This is a genomic window from Niallia sp. FSL W8-0635, assembly GCF_038007965.1.
In the GTDB taxonomy this organism is placed as follows: domain Bacteria; phylum Bacillota; class Bacilli; order Bacillales; family Cytobacillaceae; genus Niallia.
Genome location: NZ_JBBOYD010000001.1, coordinates 2,099,788 through 2,121,781 on the forward strand (window position 1 = coordinate 2,099,788; position 21,994 = coordinate 2,121,781).

The 21,994-nt window shown below is 34.5% G+C and carries 22 protein-coding genes and 3 pseudogenes; 18 read left to right on the forward strand and 7 right to left on the reverse strand.

Annotated features, from left to right (window positions below):
- Nucleotides 1–574: 574 nt before the first annotated feature.
- Together NYE52_RS09860 and NYE52_RS09865 are read right to left on the reverse strand one after the other, a co-directional pair.
- Nucleotides 575–2,152: an FAD-dependent oxidoreductase gene (locus tag NYE52_RS09860; protein WP_341192902.1), complete on the reverse strand. Its 1,578-nt coding sequence runs from the start codon at nt 2,150–2,152 to the stop codon at nt 575–577.
- A gap of 308 nt (nt 2,153–2,460) precedes the next feature.
- Nucleotides 2,461–2,901: a YndM family protein gene (locus NYE52_RS09865; RefSeq protein ID WP_341192903.1), complete on the reverse strand. Its 441-nt coding sequence runs from the start codon at nt 2,899–2,901 to the stop codon at nt 2,461–2,463.
- Nucleotides 2,902–3,339: 438 nt separating this feature from the next.
- Here NYE52_RS09865 and NYE52_RS09870 point away from each other — a divergent pair.
- The 3 genes and pseudogenes from NYE52_RS09870 to NYE52_RS09880 form a co-directional block, all read left to right on the forward strand.
- Nucleotides 3,340–3,851: pseudogene (locus NYE52_RS09870) on the forward strand (DUF3231 family protein).
- A 388-nt stretch (nt 3,852–4,239) separates the two neighbouring features.
- Entirely contained in the window at nt 4,240–4,416 is a 177-nt protein-coding gene (locus tag NYE52_RS09875) for an SE1832 family protein (RefSeq protein ID WP_341192904.1), read from the forward strand.
- 154 nt (nt 4,417–4,570) lie between these two features.
- A pseudogene (locus NYE52_RS09880) lies at nt 4,571–4,968 on the forward strand (alpha/beta hydrolase family protein); the annotation flags it as partial.
- Nucleotides 4,969–5,134: 166 nt separating this feature from the next.
- Here NYE52_RS09880 and pdxR read toward each other — a convergent pair.
- Entirely contained in the window at nt 5,135–6,532 is a 1,398-nt protein-coding gene (gene pdxR, locus NYE52_RS09885; RefSeq protein WP_341192905.1) for a MocR-like pyridoxine biosynthesis transcription factor PdxR, read from the reverse strand.
- A 149-nt stretch (nt 6,533–6,681) separates the two neighbouring features.
- On the opposite strand from pdxR, the gene NYE52_RS09890 reads away from it, so the two are divergent.
- A complete protein-coding gene (locus NYE52_RS09890) occupies nt 6,682–7,203 on the forward strand; it encodes an ECF transporter S component (protein ID WP_445669103.1) in 522 nt (173 codons plus the stop codon).
- Nucleotides 7,204–7,722: 519 nt separating this feature from the next.
- Here NYE52_RS09890 and NYE52_RS09895 read toward each other — a convergent pair.
- Nucleotides 7,723–7,963: pseudogene (locus NYE52_RS09895) on the reverse strand (IS1595 family transposase); the annotation flags it as partial.
- A 326-nt stretch (nt 7,964–8,289) separates the two neighbouring features.
- Here NYE52_RS09895 and NYE52_RS09900 point away from each other — a divergent pair.
- The 3 genes from NYE52_RS09900 (at nt 8,290) to NYE52_RS09910 (ending at nt 11,147) form a co-directional block, all read left to right on the forward strand.
- Entirely contained in the window at nt 8,290–8,808 is a 519-nt protein-coding gene (locus NYE52_RS09900) for a general stress protein (protein ID WP_341192907.1), read from the forward strand.
- 963 nt (nt 8,809–9,771) lie between these two features.
- Nucleotides 9,772–10,656: an NAD-dependent epimerase/dehydratase family protein gene (locus tag NYE52_RS09905; protein ID WP_341192908.1), complete on the forward strand. Its 885-nt coding sequence runs from the start codon at nt 9,772–9,774 to the stop codon at nt 10,654–10,656.
- A 77-nt stretch (nt 10,657–10,733) separates the two neighbouring features.
- The gene (locus tag NYE52_RS09910) at nt 10,734–11,147 is read left to right on the forward strand and encodes an HIT family protein (RefSeq protein ID WP_341192909.1); all 414 of its coding nucleotides are present in this window, start codon (nt 10,734–10,736) and stop codon (nt 11,145–11,147) included.
- 217 nt (nt 11,148–11,364) lie between these two features.
- On the opposite strand, the gene NYE52_RS09915 is transcribed toward NYE52_RS09910, so the two are convergent.
- Complete coding sequence (locus NYE52_RS09915; RefSeq protein ID WP_341192910.1) at nt 11,365–11,823, reverse strand: DinB family protein; 459 nt, start codon at nt 11,821–11,823, stop codon at nt 11,365–11,367.
- Between the two features lie 133 nt (nt 11,824–11,956).
- Between NYE52_RS09915 and NYE52_RS09920 the strand changes: the two genes are divergently transcribed.
- The 8 genes from NYE52_RS09920 to NYE52_RS09955 all read left to right on the forward strand — a co-directional run bounded on the left by NYE52_RS09920 (nt 11,957) and on the right by NYE52_RS09955 (nt 18,331).
- Entirely contained in the window at nt 11,957–12,265 is a 309-nt protein-coding gene (locus tag NYE52_RS09920) for a hypothetical protein (protein WP_341192911.1), read from the forward strand.
- Between the two features lie 229 nt (nt 12,266–12,494).
- Complete coding sequence (locus NYE52_RS09925; protein ID WP_341192912.1) at nt 12,495–13,187, forward strand: response regulator transcription factor; 693 nt, start codon at nt 12,495–12,497, stop codon at nt 13,185–13,187.
- Nucleotides 13,165–15,432 carry a sensor histidine kinase gene (locus NYE52_RS09930; protein WP_341192913.1) on the forward strand — a complete coding sequence of 756 codons (2,268 nt, stop codon included), beginning with the start codon at nt 13,165–13,167 and terminating at the stop codon, nt 15,430–15,432. The genes NYE52_RS09925 and NYE52_RS09930 overlap by 23 nt, the downstream gene beginning before the upstream one ends.
- 2 nt (nt 15,433–15,434) lie before the next feature.
- Complete coding sequence (locus NYE52_RS09935; RefSeq protein WP_341192914.1) at nt 15,435–15,614, forward strand: hypothetical protein; 180 nt, start codon at nt 15,435–15,437, stop codon at nt 15,612–15,614.
- Nucleotides 15,615–15,719: 105 nt separating this feature from the next.
- Entirely contained in the window at nt 15,720–16,640 is a 921-nt protein-coding gene (locus tag NYE52_RS09940; RefSeq protein WP_341192915.1) for a ketopantoate reductase family protein, read from the forward strand.
- Nucleotides 16,641–16,669: 29 nt separating this feature from the next.
- On the forward strand, nt 16,670–17,101 hold the full coding sequence (locus NYE52_RS09945; protein ID WP_341192916.1) for an NUDIX hydrolase: 432 nt from the start codon (nt 16,670–16,672) through the stop codon (nt 17,099–17,101).
- 19 nt (nt 17,102–17,120) lie between these two features.
- Complete coding sequence (locus tag NYE52_RS09950; protein WP_341192917.1) at nt 17,121–17,810, forward strand: HAD family hydrolase; 690 nt, start codon at nt 17,121–17,123, stop codon at nt 17,808–17,810.
- Between the two features lie 20 nt (nt 17,811–17,830).
- Complete coding sequence (locus tag NYE52_RS09955) at nt 17,831–18,331, forward strand: dihydrofolate reductase (protein ID WP_341192918.1); 501 nt, start codon at nt 17,831–17,833, stop codon at nt 18,329–18,331.
- Between the two features lie 421 nt (nt 18,332–18,752).
- Here the strand turns inward: NYE52_RS09955 and NYE52_RS09960 are convergent, their stop codons facing one another.
- Both NYE52_RS09960 and NYE52_RS09965 read right to left on the reverse strand, forming a co-directional pair.
- Entirely contained in the window at nt 18,753–19,256 is a 504-nt protein-coding gene (locus tag NYE52_RS09960) for a GNAT family N-acetyltransferase (protein ID WP_341192919.1), read from the reverse strand.
- 181 nt (nt 19,257–19,437) lie between these two features.
- The gene (locus NYE52_RS09965; protein WP_341192920.1) at nt 19,438–19,704 is read right to left on the reverse strand and encodes a YueH family protein; all 267 of its coding nucleotides are present in this window, start codon (nt 19,702–19,704) and stop codon (nt 19,438–19,440) included.
- Between the two features lie 224 nt (nt 19,705–19,928).
- Here NYE52_RS09965 and NYE52_RS09970 point away from each other — a divergent pair, with 224 nt between their 5' ends.
- Genes NYE52_RS09970 through NYE52_RS09980 form a run of 3 tightly spaced genes read left to right on the forward strand, consistent with a single transcriptional unit; the run spans nt 19,929 to nt 21,866 of the window.
- The gene (locus NYE52_RS09970) at nt 19,929–20,300 is read left to right on the forward strand and encodes a GntR family transcriptional regulator (protein WP_169188452.1); all 372 of its coding nucleotides are present in this window, start codon (nt 19,929–19,931) and stop codon (nt 20,298–20,300) included.
- Nucleotides 20,293–21,168, forward strand: coding sequence for an ABC transporter ATP-binding protein (locus tag NYE52_RS09975; RefSeq protein ID WP_341192921.1), 876 nt, complete (start codon nt 20,293–20,295; stop codon nt 21,166–21,168). Before NYE52_RS09970 ends, NYE52_RS09975 begins: the two co-directional genes overlap by 8 nt.
- Nucleotides 21,165–21,866: a hypothetical protein gene (locus tag NYE52_RS09980; protein ID WP_341192922.1), complete on the forward strand. Its 702-nt coding sequence runs from the start codon at nt 21,165–21,167 to the stop codon at nt 21,864–21,866. The genes NYE52_RS09975 and NYE52_RS09980 overlap by 4 nt, the downstream gene beginning before the upstream one ends.
- The last annotated feature ends 128 nt before the right edge of the window (nt 21,867–21,994 follow it).

Sequence of the window (21,994 nt, forward strand, 5' to 3'; positions counted from 1 at the left end):
CTAAACTGTTTCACCTGTTTTTTGAGCCATCTTTGCTGCAGAAGGGTTTTAAAATTTATGCTTATGATAGCAGAAGGAAAGTTGATAAAAAAATAATTATTTTAAATGAAACAGACAAAATTAAGTACCTTTTACTTTATTGCAAGAGTCTGTCACTAAGGGATACGTATGTCTCTTAGTGACAGGCTCTTTTCTGAATTATGTTTGATTTGGGACTTTAATCGATTTGATCATCTGTCGTATTGTTCCGAGATGGTAGGCGGAGTGAGCAAGCGCTTCCGACAAACCATTCGATGTCTGTCTAAGGAGTCAAGAGAATCAATTTAAGAAATGATGATTTGTCTGCAGATGTAGCAAGCTAACTGACATTTGTATTTATTCAATTATAAAGGAACAATCACACTTAAATTAATAGGTACTTTTATCAATAAACTAGGTTGTTTTTTGCTTAAGTGAAAAATTTACAAATCTACGTGGATATATCTTATGAAAGCATAGTTGGAGGGTGGGACAAACCCTCCTCTGATAAGAACAGCTGAAGATTGTTTAGCTGTTTTTACTTACTTCATGTTAATTAATACCCGGAGTCTTCTGAGGTAAGGTTATCGAACATTTTATAATCATATTTTTGTAACGGCTTTTCAGCTGGTCCTTCCAGCACTTCCCCTGTATACGAGAATCTTGAACCGTGGCACGGGCAATCCCAAGATCGTTCACCATCATTCCATGCAACTTCACACCCCATGTGAGTACAAGTTGTATCGACAATATGAAGCGTACCTTCTTTATCTCTATATGCACCTTTTCTGTGCCCATTAATGTCAATAACAGCCCCCTCATCATGGGATAGATTATTGATATCGTTCTGAGGAATTTCTAACTTACCTTTAATTAGGTGACTAACAACGTTCGCATTTTGCATGAAGAAATTTTTTAGACTTGGATTCAAATTGAAACGGAAAGGAGAATACAATTTCTGGTACTTGTTCTTATTACCAAGTATGATATCTCGGAATAAAAGCGCAGCTGCAGTTCCATTTGTCATTCCCCATTTCCGGTATCCAGTGGCAATTAGTATATTTTTTTGGCCGGAAGTAATTTCGCCAATGTAAGGAATCTTATCTAGTGTAGTTAGATCTTGAGCTGACCACCGGTAGGTAATATTTTCAATTCCGAATACTTGTTGACCGAAAGTCTCTAAGGCCTCGTAATGCTTCAGTGTTTCTCCGCCTTGTCCTGTTTTATGACTTTCTCCAGAAATGAGAATCATTTCTTCCCCATTGATTGTTGCATAGCGGAGAGATCTTTTCGGCTCATCTGCACTAATATACATACCACCTGGATAGTCTTTTTTAACCTTTGCAGCAATAATATAGGAACGGTCTGCGTGCATTCTTGTAGAATAAAGTCCAGCACCTTCATAAAAAGGGAAATGAGAACAGGCAAGAACATATTTCGCTGTAATTCGTGATCCTTCCCGGGTAAGAACTGCTGGGTGTTCGCCAGTCTCGATATTTACAGCTGTTGTATTTTCAAAGATGTATCCTTCTTTTTCGGTGATTATTTTTGTAAGATGAGCCAAGTATTTAAGTGGATGGAATTGAGCTTGATTTTTCATAACAAGTGCATTATATATTTCTAAATCGAAAGGAAGTTTGTTTATGAGTTTGCCTTCAATAAGAAGTTCCTCATAGGCTTCTGCTTCTTTTTCTAGTTTACGCGCATATTCTTCTGTTGTGGAATAGACATAGGCATCTTGATGAGTGAAATCACAATCAATTTGATGCTTATTGACCGTTTCATGAATAAATTTTAAAGCATCAGTGTTCGCCTCGTAATATAATCTTGCCATGTCTTTCCCGGCATAGCGGATTAATTCATCATAAATTAAATCGTGCTGGGCAGTGATTTTAGCTGTGGTATGTCCCGTTGTTCCGTTCAGTAATTTGTTTGCTTCAATAAGAGCAACTTTCAGACCTGCATTCACCAACAGATAGGCGGAAGTAATGCCTGTAATTCCACCACCTACAATAACCACATCAACTTGCATGTCATCCTCAAGGCAGGGGTACTCTGGTAAATGAATAGTGTCTGTCCAATAAGATTCGGCGTTAGGTGGTAATTTGTCATTGTAATTAGTGTTGTTAGCCACTTTAACTCCTCCATTTAATAGTTTATAATATTATTATTTCCATTTACTAGAAGGATAAACTTTTAGTTTGGAAAACTGCGGACTTTTATATCGTTTTTAATGGGTAATAAAAGTGATTCTATGACCTATTTTTATACGTATTTAGGCTGTACCACTATATAAGTCCTAATATGTAAACATGAGTACAATAGGATAGCGGAAAGGCTAAGGGTAGGGAATTATCTTTATGATTGGACTATAGTGTCAAAAACAATAAACATCCACTCAAAAATCTGAGTGGATATTTATTTGGGTATAAATAAGAAATACTAAGATTCATCATTATCTGTTTTTTTGCTTGGATGAAATTCTTCGGCCATTTCGGTTTGAAACTGAAGTTTTTCCTGTCGTGGATTGGATTTCGCTTCCTGTATAAAGTTTTGAATAAGGTACTTATGAAAGAAGTATTCAAAAATTAAAACTCCTAAAGAGGCAATTAACGACATCATAACCGTATTTCCTCTGTATGTGAAATTTTCACTCATTAGCCATAAAACGAAGAAGGCTAATCCAAAATCTGAAAGGGTAGCAACTAGATTATTGGTTCGCGGAAGAATAAATAAATCTCCAATAACGTATGCTAAAACTCCTAATACAACCGTAATCATGAAGACATTTGTAAATGGCAATTTAAATAGAACCATTAAAATTAACGATAATAGGACAAGTGTTGAAATAAACTTTATCGCAAAAGCTTTAACATGTTTCATTATAACACCACTTTCCTCCATTAAATTATTGTGGTTTTTAATTTGATTTTTATACAATAGGTTTCTTATCCTAAAGCTCGTACATTAATAATTGGGTGCATTTGTTTAAGAAAAGTTAACATTACCTAAGAATAATCAATCCATTTAGATACAATTTAAGACTTAATAGAGAAGTTTTTTTCCTTCATAGTTCTTTCAGAGTTTTAGTTCATTGCTGTGAGCCACCTTATTAAGTGATTTCAGCAGCCATTTCTTTATAAAGACTGAAAATCAGGTGTTGTCTATTAGCATAGTATTGTTCATTGTTGTGATAGCTTATATTATTTATTTGAAAAAAACGACCAGTAATATCAATAATCTTCTCTATTGTTGGAAAAGATATGGAAGTGCGAACAGATGCACTAACTAGAGAATTATTTAACATGAAGGAGGATTATAATGGGGATTTTATCTGGAAATCCAAAGGAAGAGCCCTTACACTATGGGGAAGTTTTTGATATTTGGGCTTCCCTATTGGCCGGAAACAGTATGACAGCAGGTTACCAAACGATGTTGAATCATGCTGGTGATGGGGATTTAAAGAAGTTATTAGTCGAAGCTATCGAAACTTGTCAGGAAGAAAAAAAACAGCTAGAAGAAATTCTGAAAGAAAATGGTGTCGCTACACCATCAGCTGCTCCCGAACCTCCTGAAGCATGTTTAGAGGATATTCCGGTTGGAGCAAGAATTCCAGATCCTGCAATAGCAGCTACACTTTCTGCTGATATTGCTGCGGGCTTAGTTACTTGCAGCCAAAAATTGGTAAATCCATCAGAGAAGACGTTGCGGCCATGTATGGTCAATTTCATACTAAAAAGGCAGCTCTTGGAGCGAAAGTCCTTCGCTTAAATAAAGAAAAAGGCTGGCTTATTCCACCACCATTACATCTTAATAAACATGGTGATTGTTAACTCTAAAACACGGTTAGTTCTAACCGTGTTATTTATTTTAGCTAGCTAACAGAGCTATTCGTAGTACATAAGTATCAAAAGTATTGTTTTCATATTATAGTTCTGTTTTGTTTATTTTTGTTAAAATAGAAACTATGAAAAGAAATATAGTAATATCATAAAAAAGGTGAATACAATAAAAAAATGACTGAAAACGAAACATTTTAAACAAAACGAAGCTATTTTCTACCTTTACAAGATAATGCGGAAAGATTTCGATTATTCCGAATAAATTCATTTCTAAAATACTGGTCCTAAAAAAGGGTTGGGAATCATTTACTTCGACTACTAAATTAGACTTAAAAGAGTGTGTATCTATCTTTATCCTTTAAAGGGGAGGCGCTAGAAAATGAATAAAAAAGACATTGAATATAAAATATTAGAATTAAAGAACGAATATTTACAGGTTCAAGATAATTTAGAAAAATTGGAGTATGTAAATGGTAATATACGACCTTTAGAAAATAGGCTTTCTAAGATTGAAGAAGAACTGAAATCTCTTAATGATATTCTAAATAAACTTTAGAAGAATACACTTATCCATGCAAAAGATAAATATAATAAACATATTTTCATGTAATATGCTTAACGCTTCAATGATTTCTAAAAAATGTCTAAATTCTGTTGCATAAGAAATTAGACGTTTTTTTGTATCCCATGATATGTTTAAGATGAGTTAAAGGGAAATAGTTACATGGAAAAGTAGTGAAGGTACCGAAAAAGAAGGGGTAATATCAACACCAGTAAACTATGATTCTACTAAAAAATATCCATTATTAGTGGTAGTCCATGGCGGTCTTGCTTGGGCATCCTTTCCCATATATTCAGATTGCTTTAATGGAAAATACCCTATTGAACAGTTTAGTGAAAAAGGCTTTATTGTGCTAGAACCAAATTATAAAGGCAGCTTAGGCTATGGTAATAAATTTTTAAAAGCAAGCTATAGAGAACTTGCAATTACGAATTACGATGATATTCTATCTGGAGTGATAAGCTCGTTGAAACAGGGATAGTGGATGAGGAGAAAGTAGGCCTTATGGGCTGGAGCAATGGTGGATATCGTTCAATAGATTGTACTTATCGTATTAACGCTTAAATCATTAAACGTCTAAAACCTTGCTAAATAAGGTTTAGACGTTTTCTTTATTATTCAATAATAGAAGGATTAACACATACTTCTTAAATAATACTGCGCAATAGTATAAACCAAATAGTGATTCTAGCTAGAGTTGGTACAAGCTTATCTATTTTGCCATTTCCCAGCATTGCATTAATTGGTGAATGCTTTCCTCGATTTTCTCTAATGGGATGCCTCCGAATCCTAACAGGAATGTTGGATGCTTATATTTTATGGGTTTTAACAGATAATCGCTTAAAGGATAAATGGAGATATGGCTTTTGGCTGCGATGGCTTTTAACTCATTTTCACTTTTTTGCAGCGGAAGGGAAATTAAAATATGCATTCCGGCTTGATCTCCAGTGATGATGACTTCAGGATAATCTGTTTTAAAGATATGGGTCAGTTTATCAAGTTTCTTGCGATAAATTTTCCGCATACGGTTTAAGTGTTTTGAAAAATAACCGTCTTTCATGAAGCTGGCTACTATATGCTGGTCAAATCTTGGAACAGTTGCTGAATAATAACTGAATGTTTCCTTATATTTTTTCAGCAAGGTTGTTGGTAAAAGAAAATAGGCCAGTCGCAATGAGGGCATTAATGACTTGGTGAATGTACTTAGATAAATCACCTTATCGTTTTGGTCCATCCCGTGTAAGGCGGGAATGGGTTTACCAGTGTAACGAAACTCGCTGTCATAATCGTCTTCAATGATATAGCGATTTTTACTTTTTGCTGCCCACTGCATTAACTGTGTTCTTCTTGTGGCAGAAAGAACGGCACCTGTCGGAAATTGATGAGAAGGCGTAATGTAGACCACATTGGCATTTGTTTTTTCAAGTTGTTCCACTATCAATCCATCTTCATCAACTGGGATAGGGATCGCCTTATTTTGCAGTTGAATTCTAGGGCTTGCTGAATAGCCAGGATTTTCAAGGGCTAAGGTTGAATCATTCTCAAGCAACCTTAAAATCATGGGAAAGAGTTGTTCTGTTCCTGAACCAATTACAATTTGCTCCGGTTTACACACAATCCCACGCGATTGATATAGATATTTGGCTATTTCCGTCCGTAAAGTGTATTCTCCTTGGGGTTCTCCAATCTGTAACAACTCCTTCGACGAGCTATCATATAAATTTTTTGCATACTTTCTCCACTGTGAAAAAGGAAAGGAGTCTGTATCAATTTTTCCAGGGTGAAAGTCAAATTGAATCATTTTCTTCTCCGTATCCTCTATAGGCAACTCAATATGTTCTGTTTCAATATAAGGTAATTCATTTATATCCTCTACAAAAAATCCAATCCGCGGTTTTGATACAATAAAGCCCTCTGCAACCAGCTGCGCATATGCCACTTCAATCGTTGTTTGGCTGATGTTTAAAAAATCGGCCAATTTTTTTTTGGAGGGAAGTTGCGTCCCAACTTCGATTTGTTGACTCAAAATAGCAGATTTGATCCCCATATAAAGCTGCTCATACAAGGGTTTTGTTGTGTTTTTATTCAATGCAAACATAAGCATATCCATTCGGGAACCCTCTTTTCTGACCATGTTAACTTTATAAAAATTGACACTTTTTATATTGTCAGTTTTTATTATACTAGTAATCATGGAAGAAGAGGAGATTCTTTTTTATAAACTAAAAAACAAACACTTGAAAGAAGAGGATGATTTGCATGTTTGCGACTGAACAAAACAAAACGAGAATCCTGGTTCTCAATGCACTATTTATTACTTTAACGTTTCTTGCAACAATGTTTATTAACATCAGGCTGCCATTGATGGGAAATGGGGGACTAATCCATTTGGGTAACGTGCCGTTTTTGATTGCTGCATTTATTTTTGGCAAGAAATCAGGTGCGATTGTAGGAGCTTTTGGAATGGCTTTATTTGATATAATGTCAGGATGGACATTATGGGCTCCGTTCACATTTGTTATCGTTGGTACTATGGGGTATATAGCTGGACTTATTGTGGAAAAGATGCCTGGCAAAAAATCTCTTGTATATATACTGGCAGTTGCTGTTGCCATGATTATCAAAGTTGTCGGCTACTATTTTACAGAAGTAATCCTTTATGGAAACTGGATCCTGCCATTCGGCTCCGTCCCAGGTAATATCATGCAACTAGTCATCGCCGGTATTATCGTTGTGCCACTAACAAAAGGGTTTAAGCAAAGAATTGTGCGTACTCAATAATAAGGGTGCCAGGCACCACAAAAAGACAAAAGGTATTTAAATGTCCTTGCTGAGAGGACATTTAAATACCTTTATTTATTGTTAAAAGGATAATATTTTAGTGATATGGAGAGCTAAAACTTTAATATATGAGATTAGATGTTTTATTTTTGCTCTTTTCTAAAAGATTGTTGCAATTAAATCAAAAAAATGTATATTATACTAACAATAGAAAAATTTGTAAATGTCTAATTAGGAGGTGTTTTTTAATGAAATTAAAGGGGTTCATAGTTACTTTTGGGTCGTTTGCACTGACAACTGCCTTCCTTTACTTGCTTGGTTATGTGTTTACTATTCCTTGGTTAATGTTGCAATACGAGTACACAGATAATGCAAGCGGATTCTTTGTATCAATAGGGTCGTTAGTTCCCTTAATAATCGGTTTGTTGATAAGTTTTATTGCCGAAAAAATTTATATATACAAATACCGACAAAAACTTGGTTGATTTTGACCAAGTTTTTTTTCACCCCTCGTTTAGCAATGGTTGATAAATTTAGTCTCTGACAAGAACTTAGAAGCATTTTCTTAATAACTTCTTTGGAAGGTATTTGCTTGTTTAGTCCCAAAAACGATACCAAAAATATGTAGTTATCAAGATACATCGTAGCTACTGCTTGAAATCTATCCATCCACTTTTTCAATCGTTTGTGATAGCCGTTGACGTTGTTTGATATGGTATATACTTTTCTTTTTGTACGGTTTTTTGCTTACATTGATGACCATGATTTTAATCTTGGCAACAATTTATGCAAAAACAGCATTTATTTTAGAGAAATCAAAGGTAAATATGAGGAGAAGCTATCTGAGCACTCTGATGAAAAAAGAAGGGGAAATCTTTGTGATTGTCGAAATATATTTCATAGAAAAATAGATTATTTTATATTGCTGTTTTTACCAATTGAATATGGCAATCAGTAAAATATAAAAAAATTCTCGAACTGAACTTTCGAGTGTTTAACATTTTACAGGGTAATATAAAAACAGGATTAGTCAAATCTCTATTTTGACCGTTTTTTTAATATAATATGTCAGGAAGTGAGCAAAGTTTGAAGGGAATGGTAGAAAGAAGGCTATCTTATTTATATACAGGAGAATTAACTTCAGTCATCGTTTTTGTTTTTGTCAGTTATCTATTTAATTATGCATTTCCAAATCTGCGAATGTATTCGCTATATTCCTTTTGGGCATCATTCATCCTTTTAGAATTTCTTCTAATACAAGGAACCATTTTTTGGTATGCAAAATTAAAAAGACTGCGAAAGGAGAATACGTCCATAACACCAATTAAGATCGTTCGACAGTTGTATCGTTTTAAAAGGCTAAACATAATGATGATTATCGTCACAATCATTGCATTTGTTTTTGATTTTATTAAATGGTATCCGTTGCTGCCAATAGGTGGGTTATCTATTGCATTATTGATTTATGCTTTTGCAATTTTAGAGTTTATTAACTATTTTTATATTCAACTCTCATACGGTAAAATCTCTGATATTAGACATTTGTTAAAAAGTAGAAAATGGAAGAAATCCTGTTTGAATAAGGATTTCAGACGCTTATTATAGGTGCTTTTGTTAAAGAAGTGAAGAGAAAAGCACTTCAAAGGTAGCCTACTAATCTTCTAAAAATATAAGTAACCCCGTTCAAACAAATTAATATTACCATCTCTCCAAACGAAAAAACAAATATAGTTAAAAATAAATCAAAGTAGAATTCGCCTATAGATGAAAAATCTGCTGTATCTGTTGTCAAAGATTTAAACAGAAAGAAAAAGAAAGTGGAGCATAGGAGTCCTATATAAATACATACCCAGTGATGATAAAAATTTATCTTAAATTTACTGCGCCAAATCCATACATTCAATGGCAAAAAAGTGATAAGAAAATATAAAAGCAGCAAATGGAAATCGGAATCTTTAACATAAAAGAATAGATACTGATGTAGACAAAAAATAACGATATTTATAAGGAAGATTAATAGAAGGGAACGCTTATGCTGCAAATTTATACCCCCAGTCAAAATTCATTTACTCATTAGAGGCAATCAAGGTTGATTCCAAAAAAATGAGGTAACGAAAGGGATTACTATCATTATGATAAAAATAAGGATATTACCGATAAGGCCGCAAAATTTAAAGTATCCTTTTTTTCCTAAGCAACCAAAGATTATCCCAATGATAGGAAAAATCCAAAGGAGTAATATAGAGAGAGCATTGGGAAAAGGAAAGCTCATAAAAAACGAAAGGATATAAGCCACAAAGGATAGGAAAAAAATAATAAAAGATCCAACACCAAAGAAATTCTGTTTCATAGTATCTCCTTTCCCTTTTTGTTTAATTTTACCATAATGATGTTTTTACTGAAATAGCGAAATAAAGTATTCTTTTTATGTTTAAAATAACTTTTATTAGAAGCTGTTTTTGCAATATAAATATATGTTTCATGGAAATAATATAATGAATCAAAAAGAAGGAAATATCTTTTCCATATGGAATGTAATACGCATGTCATTGTTTAGGAGTGAAATAGATGAAAAAAATTTTAGTTCTTGGTGGTACACGTTTTTTTGGAAGGAAGCTAGTGGAATTGCTGTTGGAAGAGGGGCATCAGGTTACGATAATGACCCGTGGGACAACAAGTCATCCATTTGGCGATCGAGTGGAGCATATCATCGGTGATCGCTCTATGAAGGAACAACTTAATAATCATTTTGAAGGACGAAAATTTGATATTGTTTATGACAATATTTGCTATACATCAAATGAAGCAAGGGATTTCTGTGAAGTTTTTAACGGGAACATTGGCAAGCTTGTGTTTACTTCTTCCTTATCGACGTATGCTGCAGATGGAAAGGAAAAGAGAGAAGAAGACTTTGATCCGTATCATTATCCGATAGCATGGGGAGATAAAGAGGCATTTACATATAACGAAGGAAAGCGACAAGCAGAAGCCGTTTTCTTTCAGTACGCAACATTTCCAGTTGTGGCAGTAAGGTTCCCCATTGTGTTAGGAGAAGATGATTACACACGCAGGTTGCATTTTCATGTGGAGGGGATTCAGAAAGGAAACGCAATTGGCTTTGTTAATATGGAAGCAGAAATGTCCTTTATTCTTGCCTCAGAAGCTGCAACATTCTTAAAATGGGCAGGTTTTTCAGACTTTGAAGGACCATTTAATGCAACGGCGAATGGAAAAATTTCTATGGGAGAATTAATCCATATAATCGAAAAGGTGACAGGGCATGAGGCGAAAATAACGTTAAAAGGGGACGAGGAAGATACATCCCCATTTGCCATTCCTGCCACATGGTATATGAATACGGAAAAGGCAGAAAAAGCGGGCTTTGAGTTCAGTAACCTGGATAATTGGTTGCCAGCTTTGATTGAGGAAATTGCAAGTAAAGATAAGCATTGATTGCGATGGTTAAGAAGAATTTGTTATATTTTGGTGAAGTGGAGGATGAATAAAGGGATAGTTATAGGAGGAGAAAAATGGCTTATGATTTAGATTGTCCTTTATGTAATCCACATAAAGATAGCGACCAAAATATCGTCCTGGAGAATGAAACATGTTATTTTTTGCAACATAACAAACATCAAGGTGTCTTAGAGGGTAGCGGTTTAATAATTCCTAAAAACCATCACAAGGACGTCTTTGAGTTAACACAAGAAGAGTGGACCGATACATATGAGCTAGTACATAAGGCAAAAAAATTTATAGATAATAACCATTCTCCTGATGGCTATACAATAGGATGGAATGTAGGCAAAGTCTCTAACCAAGAGATTTATCATTGTCATCTTCACCTAATCCCAAGATATAAGGATGAACCATTGGCTGGAAAGGGAATTAGATATTGGTTAAAACAAGAGGGAAATAGACGAGTGAAAGGGGAAAGTGAATAGCTTTTAGGGTGTTTGAGACACCAAAACAAGATAATGTAGTCATTTTTAATCCATACAGAAATAACCACTGAAATTGTTTGTTCAGTGGTTTTCTTTTTGTAGGATCAGATTCCTTCGTTGCTTTATATATAAAAATTTTAGCGATTTTTTCTATTGAGAATATGGTAAGTAAAAATCGCTTAACAACTTCTAGGTAGTTTTTTGTTCACTAATGTCTCTAAACAAACCGTTTCAAATCATTGATCGCCTGCAAATGCATGCCTTCATGAAAAATCGTTCGAATTAATACTTGTTCTATTGTGTGCATGCCCATATCGATTGGGGGATATTCTTTTTCAAGCTCATTGCGATATTTTTCTAATATTTCTTGTGGTTGTGCGTTTAAAAGCTCTTTTAATTCTTGGAAGGACGGTGTCTCCTCTGTAAAATTGGCTGGTGTTGTACCAAAGCCAAACCATTGATTGAATTGCTTCGAAGTAGGAGAGGCTTCTTTTGTTAATGCCTCGATCCATAAAAACTGATCGAGATAAAGATGACCGAGATTCCAGCGGATATTATTATTAAATCCATCTGGAATAATTTCTGCTTGCTCGTCTGTCATCATTTCAACAGTCCCTAACAGTTCCTTCCGATACGTTTCCAATTGTTTAAATAAATTTTCATGACGTGCTTCCATTTTACACACTCCTTAAACATAAACTCACAATCATTTATTCGATATGGCGATATCTATTTCCTGCACGGGAAGAATAGTGATTTTTTCTAATGGAAATACTAGAAAAAACAGGAATAAAGATAGGAGAAAAACGATGCCTCGTAAAGATGAAGAGATTAGCGAAGAAATAGAAAAGGAACCGCTGAATACGAACAAGAAAGAGGGGGAAGTAGATAAATTAAACCGCATGCTAGCAGCGGTGTTGGAGTATATTTCAGACGATGAGGTAGAAGAAATCGATATTGATTACATATTGGATCAAACAGAAGGGCTTCGTGCTTGGTGGAATCAATACCGAGAGAAAAACCGTAAGCGCATGGAAGAAGAAATCAAAGAATCATTAGGGGGACTGTCCCTTGAGGAGCTAGAGAAGATTCGGGAACAAATTAAGGCTAAACAATAAGACAAATGGTTTTCATCCATAAAAGATGAAAGCCATTTTTTCATTTCACCAAGCTAAAGAAATGATTATATCGAAATAGTGGTGTGAACAACAACATTCCTTTGATAGAATGAGAGAATGGAATATCCTAGAAGAATATTAAGAAAATCTTAAGAATTTTGCTTAGCAGATATTAAGATTTTTTGCCTATGATAGAGACATCGAAGAGAGAGAAAGCAGGTGGTTGTTGTTGGAGAAAGTAAATGTGCTAGTGGTGGATGATGAGAAAGAAATTCGAGATGCCATTGAAATATATCTTAAAAACGAAGGGATTACCGTTTTAAAAGCAAGTGATGGACTAGAGGCATTAGATATTTTAATGGAACAAACCGTTCATTTAATTCTAATGGATATTATGATGCCGAATTTAGATGGGATTTCTGCTACTTATAAAATTCGTGAACAAAAAAATATTCCGATTATAATGCTGACAGCGAAAAGTGAGGATACGGATAAAATATTAGGCTTGCAAATAGGCGCTGATGATTATATCACAAAACCATTCAATCCAATGGAGCTAGTCGCAAGAGTGAAATCGCAATTACGAAGATATGTGACACTTGGAACCTTTGATGGTGTGAAGAAAAAAATAGACCTTCATGGATTAACATTAGACCAGGAGGCAAAAGAAGTAGCGGTAAATGGAGAAGGTGTAAAGCTAACGCCGATTGAATATAAAATCGTTGTATTATTAATGAAAAATGCAGGCAGAGTGTTCTCTATTACGGAAATTTATGAAAGTGTATGGAAGGAACCTGGGTACAATGCTGAAAACACGGTGGCAGTACATATTCGAAAAATCCGCGAGAAAATCGAAGTGGATCCAAAAAATCCGCGTTTCTTAAAGGTGGTGTGGGGCATTGGCTACAAAATCGAGAAATAAAGGGCTTTTTATTGTTTGGACATTGCTTATTACAATCGGGCTTAGTGGAATTGCTTCGATAGATATGTGGTTTAATAAGTACATGCAATCAGATTTTTATAAAACATCCATCTTTCAAGATAAAATGTATTATTATATGGATCTTTTAAGTGAGAATGAGTTATATTATATTCCGATAGAAGAAGCGAAGAAGAATATAACTGTGACAGAAAAAGAAATAAATGATTACCGTTATTATTATGGTGATTTGAATGAACAAATCCAAATTATAAAAAGTCAGTATGAGGAACAAATTCAAACTGCTAAATCTACAGGAAGCACGGAAGCAGAACAGTTATATACAGATGAAAGAGATAAGAAAATCTCTGATATCACTAAAAATTTTCAAAGTAATGAATATGTAGAAGAAAAGATTAAAAAAGAAAAAGCACGACAATTAGATGAATACTATCAAGACTTACAGAATAGGGAATATGAGTATAAAGACTGGGCTGATTCCTTCCAGTATTATTTTGAAAATAAGAAAACGGGAGAAATTATAACAAACGTTGAGGTTGCTCCGGGTGAAAAGATCGATAGTAAGTTAAATCAGAAGAATACAAAATTTCTTCGCGATATCCACGTTGATCCCAAAGATGAGTGGGAACAACACTATATTACCTTAGATTCTCCTTGGTATGAGTTTGGTTATAAAGACACAGTTGCGACAGAAGTGTCTATTCTCAATAACATCAAAGTAAAAAGAGGCAGCTTTGAAGGAATAATTGCAGTTCCTAACAATTTAAATGCCAATAGTATGATAAATAAAGAAGTGGATAACTATAAATCACAACAAAAGCAAGCAATCTCTTTTAGTGTCATTAGTATTATTAGTTTAGTTGCAAGTTGCTTCCTCCTTTTAACTAGAAGAAGCATTTTAACACAATGGGAAAACTCATTTTATAAGAAAGTTCCAATAGATATTGGCATTATTTTCCTTATTATAAGTGTAGCGGTTGGGATAATCGGTATATGGGGCGTAATTGATCAATTTGAGATACACCTATATAATGAGGGATCGTATTGGAAGGGGATTATTTTATTTGGATGTTTAGCTTGGCTGTTTATATCTTTGTCATTTATTCAAATTTCTCTTTTATATAAAGAAAAATTAAAAGGGGATAAATTATTTTGGACGAAAACGTTTGTTGGAAAATGTATAAAAACAGTAAAGAAACCACTTTTGCAATTATTTTCAAGTAGAACTCCGTTAACTAAATTAATTCTTTGTTTAATCATTGTTTTCGTACTAGGTATCAGTTTAATGGCAACACTTATAGAACCAGTATTAGCACCGTTCTATCTTGTAGCAGTAATAATAATTGGAATACCAGTGATCCATTATTTGGTAAAAAATACAAAGTCTTTAAATCAGCTAGTCCTATATACAAATGAGATTATGAATGGTCGGAAAGTAAGCGATCTAGAGATTAAGGCCTCTAGTGAACTTACAACTTTAGTAGAGACTATCAATACACTAAAAAATGGCGTGATTTTCTCTCAAAATGCCCAAGCAAAAAGCGAACGCCTAAAAACCGAATTAATTACCAATGTCAGTCACGATCTACGAACGCCTTTAACATCTATCATTAACTACACGGAATTATTGAAAAATAAAAATCTATCAGAGGAAGAAAAGGACGGCTATCTGGCTATTATTGACCGAAAATCACAGCGGTTAAAAGTATTGATTGATGATTTGTTTGAGGTTTCGAAAATGGTTAGCGGCAATGTGGAATTGAAGAGGGAAAAGGTAGATTTAGTGCAGCTTTTACAGCAAGCATTAGGAGAATATGATGAAACAATCAAAGCCTCTACTCTTGATTTTCGTGTAACCAATCAAGAGCCGTCGATTAATGCAGTAGTAGATGGGCAGAAGCTATGGAGAGTATTTGATAATTTAATAGGAAATATTTTGAAGTATTCCTTGGAGCATTCTCGTGTCTACCTTTCGATTAAACAAGAAAAAGGGCAAGCAATTCTTCAATTTAAAAATATTTCTAAGTATGAACTAGATGACAATATGGATGAATTATTTGAGCGTTTTAAACGAGGGGATACCTCTAGACATACGGAAGGATCCGGACTTGGACTTGCGATTGCAAAATCGATTATCGACCTTCATGAGGGAATGATGACAATAGAGACAGATGGAGACTTATTTAAAGTTACCTTAGCGCTACCTGTAAATGAACAGCGAAGCTAAAAATGAATAAGAAACAAGCAGCCTATCTGTACTCATTGGTTTACCCGATTACGAGAAATAAAGTAATTGCAAGGAAAATAGTATTTGATGTACTAAAGGAATATAAACATGTTGAAGAAAAAATAATCATTCGCAAAGCCATTAACAAAGCGATTGAAGCAGGGAAAGCTAAGATAGGATAGAAGGTACTTCCTTTTCGATGATGAAAAGGAAGTATTTTTTTACTAGAAATATATGTTAAAATAATTTAAAAGATTATGAATAATCACAGAAAGAAGGAAAGAAAAGTGACCATCAAAAAAATCGGTATTGTAGGGCTTGGAGCGATTGGGGCAGTATACGGCAAAATGCTTCAGGAAGTAGAAGGATTAGAAGTACAAATTATTGTCGATGAGCATAGAAAAACAAGATATGAAAAAGAAAAATTCTACATAAACGACGAAGAAACTTCCTTTCATTACATCCATCCAGATACACAATCAGAAGCCTTTGATTTGGTTCTCCTTGCAGTAAAATATGGACAGCTTCAAGAAGCAATCTCCCTAATTCGTCCATTTGTAGGAGAGAAAACAGTAATTCTTTCCTTATTAAATGGGATTACAAGCGAGGAAGAAATTGCACAAAGCTATGGGGAAGAAAAGATTCTCTATTCCATCTGTAATGGCATTGACTCAACAAGAGAAGGCAATCGAATCTATTACAGTACTCCTGGAATCATCACTTTTGGGGAGAGAGTAAATATAGAGCTGACGGATCGCGTAAAAGAGGTCAAAGAATGCTTAGAAAGAGCAAATATACCAGTTGATGTACCAGAAGATATGGAGCGTGCTTTATGGAATAAGTTCATGATTAACGTAGGCATGAATCAAGCTTCAGCTGTAACAAGAGCACCATATGCTTATTTTCAAAAAGATGGACAAGCAAGAGAGCTAGCAAAAAGTGCGATGAAGGAAGTAATTCAGCTTGCACAGGCAAAGGAAATTGACTTAACAGAACAAGACATGGATTATTTTTTTGCCAATGTGCTAAGCAAAGTTGGCGGGAAAGGAAAGACATCGATGCTGCAGGATATCGAAGCTGGCAGAGAAACAGAAGTCGCTTTATTTGCCGAAAAAGTTATCGATTATGGTCAGAAGCTTGGGATTGAAACACCTATTAATCAAGCATTCTATCGAATTATTAAAACAGTGGAGGAAATGCAAGGGTAGAAAAGCTCTAAAAAGAACGGGGGATTCAAATGGTTCAAAGCACACAACAGTCCTATTCGCCGCCAAAACATATCGTTTCAGCAGCGACGATCATTATTAACGAACAAGGCGAAATTTTATTAATCAAGGGACCTAAGAGAGGATGGGAAATGCCAGGCGGACAAGTGGAAGAGGGGGAGTCCTTGAAAGACGCCGCAATAAGAGAAGCAAAAGAAGAATCAGGTATTGATATTGAGATTGTAAAATTTTGTGGAATATTCCAAAATGTGAACCGTTCCATATGCAATACGCTGTTCTTAGCAAAACCAGTTGGGGGAGAATTAGCTACTTCTCCAGAAAGTTTAGAAGTAGGATTTTTTCCCATAGAGGAAGCGCTGAAGATGGTGACATATAAGAATTTTAGGGGAAGAATAGAGAAATGTTTGGATGAAAGTAGCCAGCCTTTTTGTGTAGCTTTTTAAAGAAGTATCCAGAAATAGAATGGTGGTGAATTATTTGAGCAGCTACAAAGCAGTGCTATTTGATTTAGATGATACCTTGCTTGATAGAGATAATGCAGTAGATAAACTGTTTTTCATTTTATTAGAAAAATGTTATGAGGATATTGATGATTCCACAAAAAGGGAAATGCTGCAAGAATTTAAAGAACAGGACAAGCGATGCTATGGTCAAAAGGATAAAACAAAGGTTTTTGAAGCATTTTTCGATTCTTTTCCACCAAAACATAGAATACCACACAATGACATATTAGCTTTTTGGAATCAGCATTTTCCGTATTGTTTTTCTGTAAATCAAGATAGATTAAACATATTAAATAGGCTAAAGAGTCAAGTGAAGGTTGCAATTATCACAAATGGCACCGTCCATAGACAAAAAGCAAAAATAAGGAGCACCAATTTACATCATTATTTTGATACAATCATCATTTCTGATGAAGTGGGGATTAGTAAACCGGACAAACGCATTTTTGAACTAGCTTTAAATAAGCTTAATGTGCAGCCAGAGGACACATTATTCGTTGGCGATGACTTAGAAAGAGATATTGGTGGTTGTCAAAATGCCAATATAAAAGGGGTATGGTTTAATCCACTTAGAATCAAGAATGATACCGAGATTAAACCATTTGCTGAAATTGATTCTTTTGATCGATTATTAAGCTATTTTACATAAGTCAATAAGAGGAGTGCTCCATGAAGGTATCTTTAATTGTAGCGATGGACGAGAACAGAGTAATTGGGAAAGAAAATGATATTCCTTGGAGGATTCCGAGAGATTGGGAGTATGTGAAAAAAATAACTTCAGGGCATCCCATTATTTTGGGGAGAAAAAACTTCCAATCCATTGGAAAAGCATTAAGAAACAGAAGGAATATCGTCTTATCTAGAGATAGAGAGTTAGTATTGGACGGCTGTGAAATGGCACATTCATTAGATGAAGTATTTACATTATGTGAAAAGGAAGAAGAAATATTTATTTTTGGTGGCGAAGAAATATATATAATGTTTCTTCCATATGTAGAATCAATGTACATAACCAAGATTCATGCAGAATTTGAAGGGGACACGTTCTTCCCAAATGTTGATTTAAATGAATGGAAGGAGACATCTGTTACCAAAGGAATAACAGATGAAAAAAATCCTTATTCTTACTATTTTCATGTTTTCGAAAGAGAACCTCTTAAGCGATTGTGAAAGGTTAAATTACATGGATTAGGATGGGGAATAGGCCTGTTATTTTCATCGTATATCGTCGATTCTATTTGAGCAATTAAAGATAATTAAAATAAACGGAGATTTTCCGGTTAAACAGCAAAATAGTGCTTGGTTAGGGATAAATAAGCGGAGATTTTTCGCTTAAGCAATGTAAAAGAAGTGATTTTGAGATTTTTCAAGTAAATAGACGGAATTTATACCTTAATTTAGGCTATTTTCCGTGCTGATTTCTAATTAAGAGAAATTTATCCGCTTATTTCCCCAGCCAGTCTACTATAGTGTCTCCTTTAATTTAACGAGTAAAGACGGAAAGCTTGGGAAAAATCCCATGCTTTCGTATGTTAGTAAATTGCATCCCATATTTGTGCTGCAATTTCAGTTTTATGGAAACAAACTACCCTTAAAAAACAAACCCAAAATAAGCTTCTTCCTGCTCCAAATCCTCAAAATATTTGATGCCCATATACTGAAAGCCGATTTTGCCAAGTATGTTTAAAGAAGCCTTGTTTTCGATACTAGCAGAAGCAATTACTTTTTGAACACTTCCTTGCTCCTCAGCAAACTTCATACATGCAATGGCTGCTTCTGTCGCATAGCCTTTGTTCCAATTGTCTTTTGTAAAATGGAAAATAAGCTCTACTTCGTCCAAAGAATCCTCTATATTAAAGCCAGCTGCCCCAATCACCTGATTAGTAGCTAAATCAACCACTCCGTAAACAGAAAGGCCAAAATCAGCTTGACATTGCTGGTAAAAGTCAATAACTTGAGGAAGTAAGGCAGAGTCAGTACTCCCGCCACAATAGGTCATGACTTCTTCCCTTCCCCAAAACTGTTCACATGCTTCTACATCCTCTAATGTTAATAATCGATAACCTAATCGCTCACTCGTAAAAAGAAACTCCAAGAAAAAAACTCCTTTAATCATTCTATTATTCATTTAACCATTTTAGCGTATGGGAATCATTTTATGCAATTAAATGGAGAGTGGGGAAGTGAAAGAGAGAATATTAACAAATGGAAAAGACACAATAGATTACAGTGATTATCCATTGTGCCTTTAAGTATGACGTTATATAAATGAAAGGTTAGAGACTTTCTTCTAATGAATTTTCATACTTCCCAATAGATGCTGTGATGCATTCTGCGAGTTCGGAACAATTTCCCTCAAACATGTGAAATGTTAAGGAATGAATTAAATGATCAAATTGATCATGGGTAGAATCTGATTTGCTCAGCTCAGTAGACCAATTAATTTTAGGGATAGAAATAACAAAAGAATCAGTTGTTTTCATGATATATAATTTCGTATCTTTTAGTCCTAATGGAGCAATATCTTCTAGTAAGGTAATCATTACAACAACCTCCCCATTTTTTATTTCCATTATACTCCTTTTTTTCGACGTTTTTTTCCAAAAATAGAAGATTTAAATAAAATGTCAAATGAATGATATGTTTGCAATATAAAAGTGTTTTTTGTTTAAAAAAATGAAATGGCAGTTTGACAAAAAAGAACAACTGTTGTATAGTTGGTTACATAACTAATCAACCGTTCAACGTATGAGGGAAGGAGAAATCCGTGAAAGCTGTTTTTGATGACTCAAAGCCTATTTTTCAGCAAATTTCAGATATGATAGCAAATGAAATTGTGGAAGGGGAGCTTGTAGAAGGTGATCAAATCCCTTCTACGACTGAAATTTCTAAGTTTTACCAAATCAATCGAGCAACTGCGCAAAAAGGGCTTGCAGCATTGGTTGAGGCTGGATATGTATATAAGCAACGTGGTGTTGGCATGTTTGTTGCAGAGGGTGCCAAACAAAAGCTGCTGGAAAAGCGTAAAGAAGACTTTTACAACGAATATGTAAAACCAATGATGGAAGAAGCAAAGCGTATTGAAATAAAAAAAGTAGAATTACTTCAAGTAATTAAGGAGGATTATACAGATGATTAAACTCGAAAATGTGTCGTTTTCCTATGGAAATGTGCCAGCTCTAAAAAATATAAATATTTCAGAAACAGAACCGATCATTATGGGGCTATGGGGGCGAAATGGATCTGGAAAGACGACGTTTATGAAGCTTTTATCTGGTCTGGAAAATATCGATGCCGGTTCTATTAATGTGAATGGTATAACACCGTATAACAATAAAGAAGCAATGAACAACATAACGTATATTCAAGAAAATCACCCCTTTTCGATTCTTTGGAAAGTTGAGGATGCGCTTCGTTTTGGTGCTCTATTTAATAAAAACTGGGATGGAGAGCTAGCTGAACATCTAGTTACTTTATTTGAATTGCCAAGAAAAAAGAAAATCAAAAATTTCTCTAAAGGGATGCAAACAATGCTACAAATTGTCTTGGGACTCGCTAGTAAAGCTCCTGTAACCATTATGGATGAACCAACAAATGGCCTTGATGCCTATATGAGAAAGCAATTTTATGATGCACTTCTAGATACGTATGAGGAAGATCCTCGTTTTATTATTTTATCGACCCATCATATTGATGAGATTGAAGCAATGTGTGAAAAGATTGCGATTATCAATGAGCAGACAATTGTACGCTATGAAGAAACGGAAGAGTTGAAAATGCATGGTATTCTATTATCTGGTTCAGCGGAAGCGATAGAGCCTTTAATAGAAGGGCAGAGCCTTTTAGAAAAAAGAAAACTTGGCAAACAAATCAATGTGATGATTGATGATATATTTACTGAGGAGTGGAAAGCAAGAGCTAACAAAGCTGGCGTTACAGTGGAAAAAGCGAAATTGCAGGATTATCTAGTTAACTATACAACGAAAAAAGAGGTGCAAAAAGTATGAATACTTTTACTGGACCATTCAAATTAATGATGAGAGAAATGAGCTTAACATTTTATATAAATGCAGCTATTACTTTTGTGCTCTTTGCTTTCTATAATATTTTAGGATTTATTGGTGTTGCAGACGCTGGATCCTTTATCTTATTCGGTCCTCTATTTATTGTCTTTCTCATCTATCCGTTTGCTAATTTTAGTGGATACAAATATATTCTTTCTCTAGGCGGTACTAGAAAACAATTTGTTTTTGCTTTGTATCTTACAGCATTCATTTATGGTGTTATTAGTGTCGTAGTCCTTAATCTATTTTATCTCATTACTAATCATATAAATGGGTCGATTAATCTTTTGCATTTAGCAGAACTCACAAAAAGCTCTAATTGGCTTGTATATGTATGGGTAGATTTTTGTTGGCTATTCTTTTTATTTAGTTTAGGGATGATTATAAAAACGATTTGGTTTAATTATGGGACGATTTTATCCCTTTCAGCAGCGACATTCCTTGTAGTTATCGGTACGATTGTAGTCGTTTTTGGAGATATGGGCTGGTTAACAGAATTGATTTTTACGAAACATCTCCAATTTGTTGCGATTTTGCTTGGAATAGCCATTGTCTTTCTTCTTTCAGCCTATTTATTAATGAAAAATGCCCCTTTAGAAAAAAGCAATCGTATGTTTATTAGACAAAAGAAAGCATTTTAATCATCATGAAAAGAGCCAAAAGAATTGGCTCTTTTATATTTATAGCATGGATTTTCTTATAATAAATTCTCATTAATAATCTTTTTAACAGAAGGCATCTCAATAAGCTCTTCACCAAAAGTATAGAC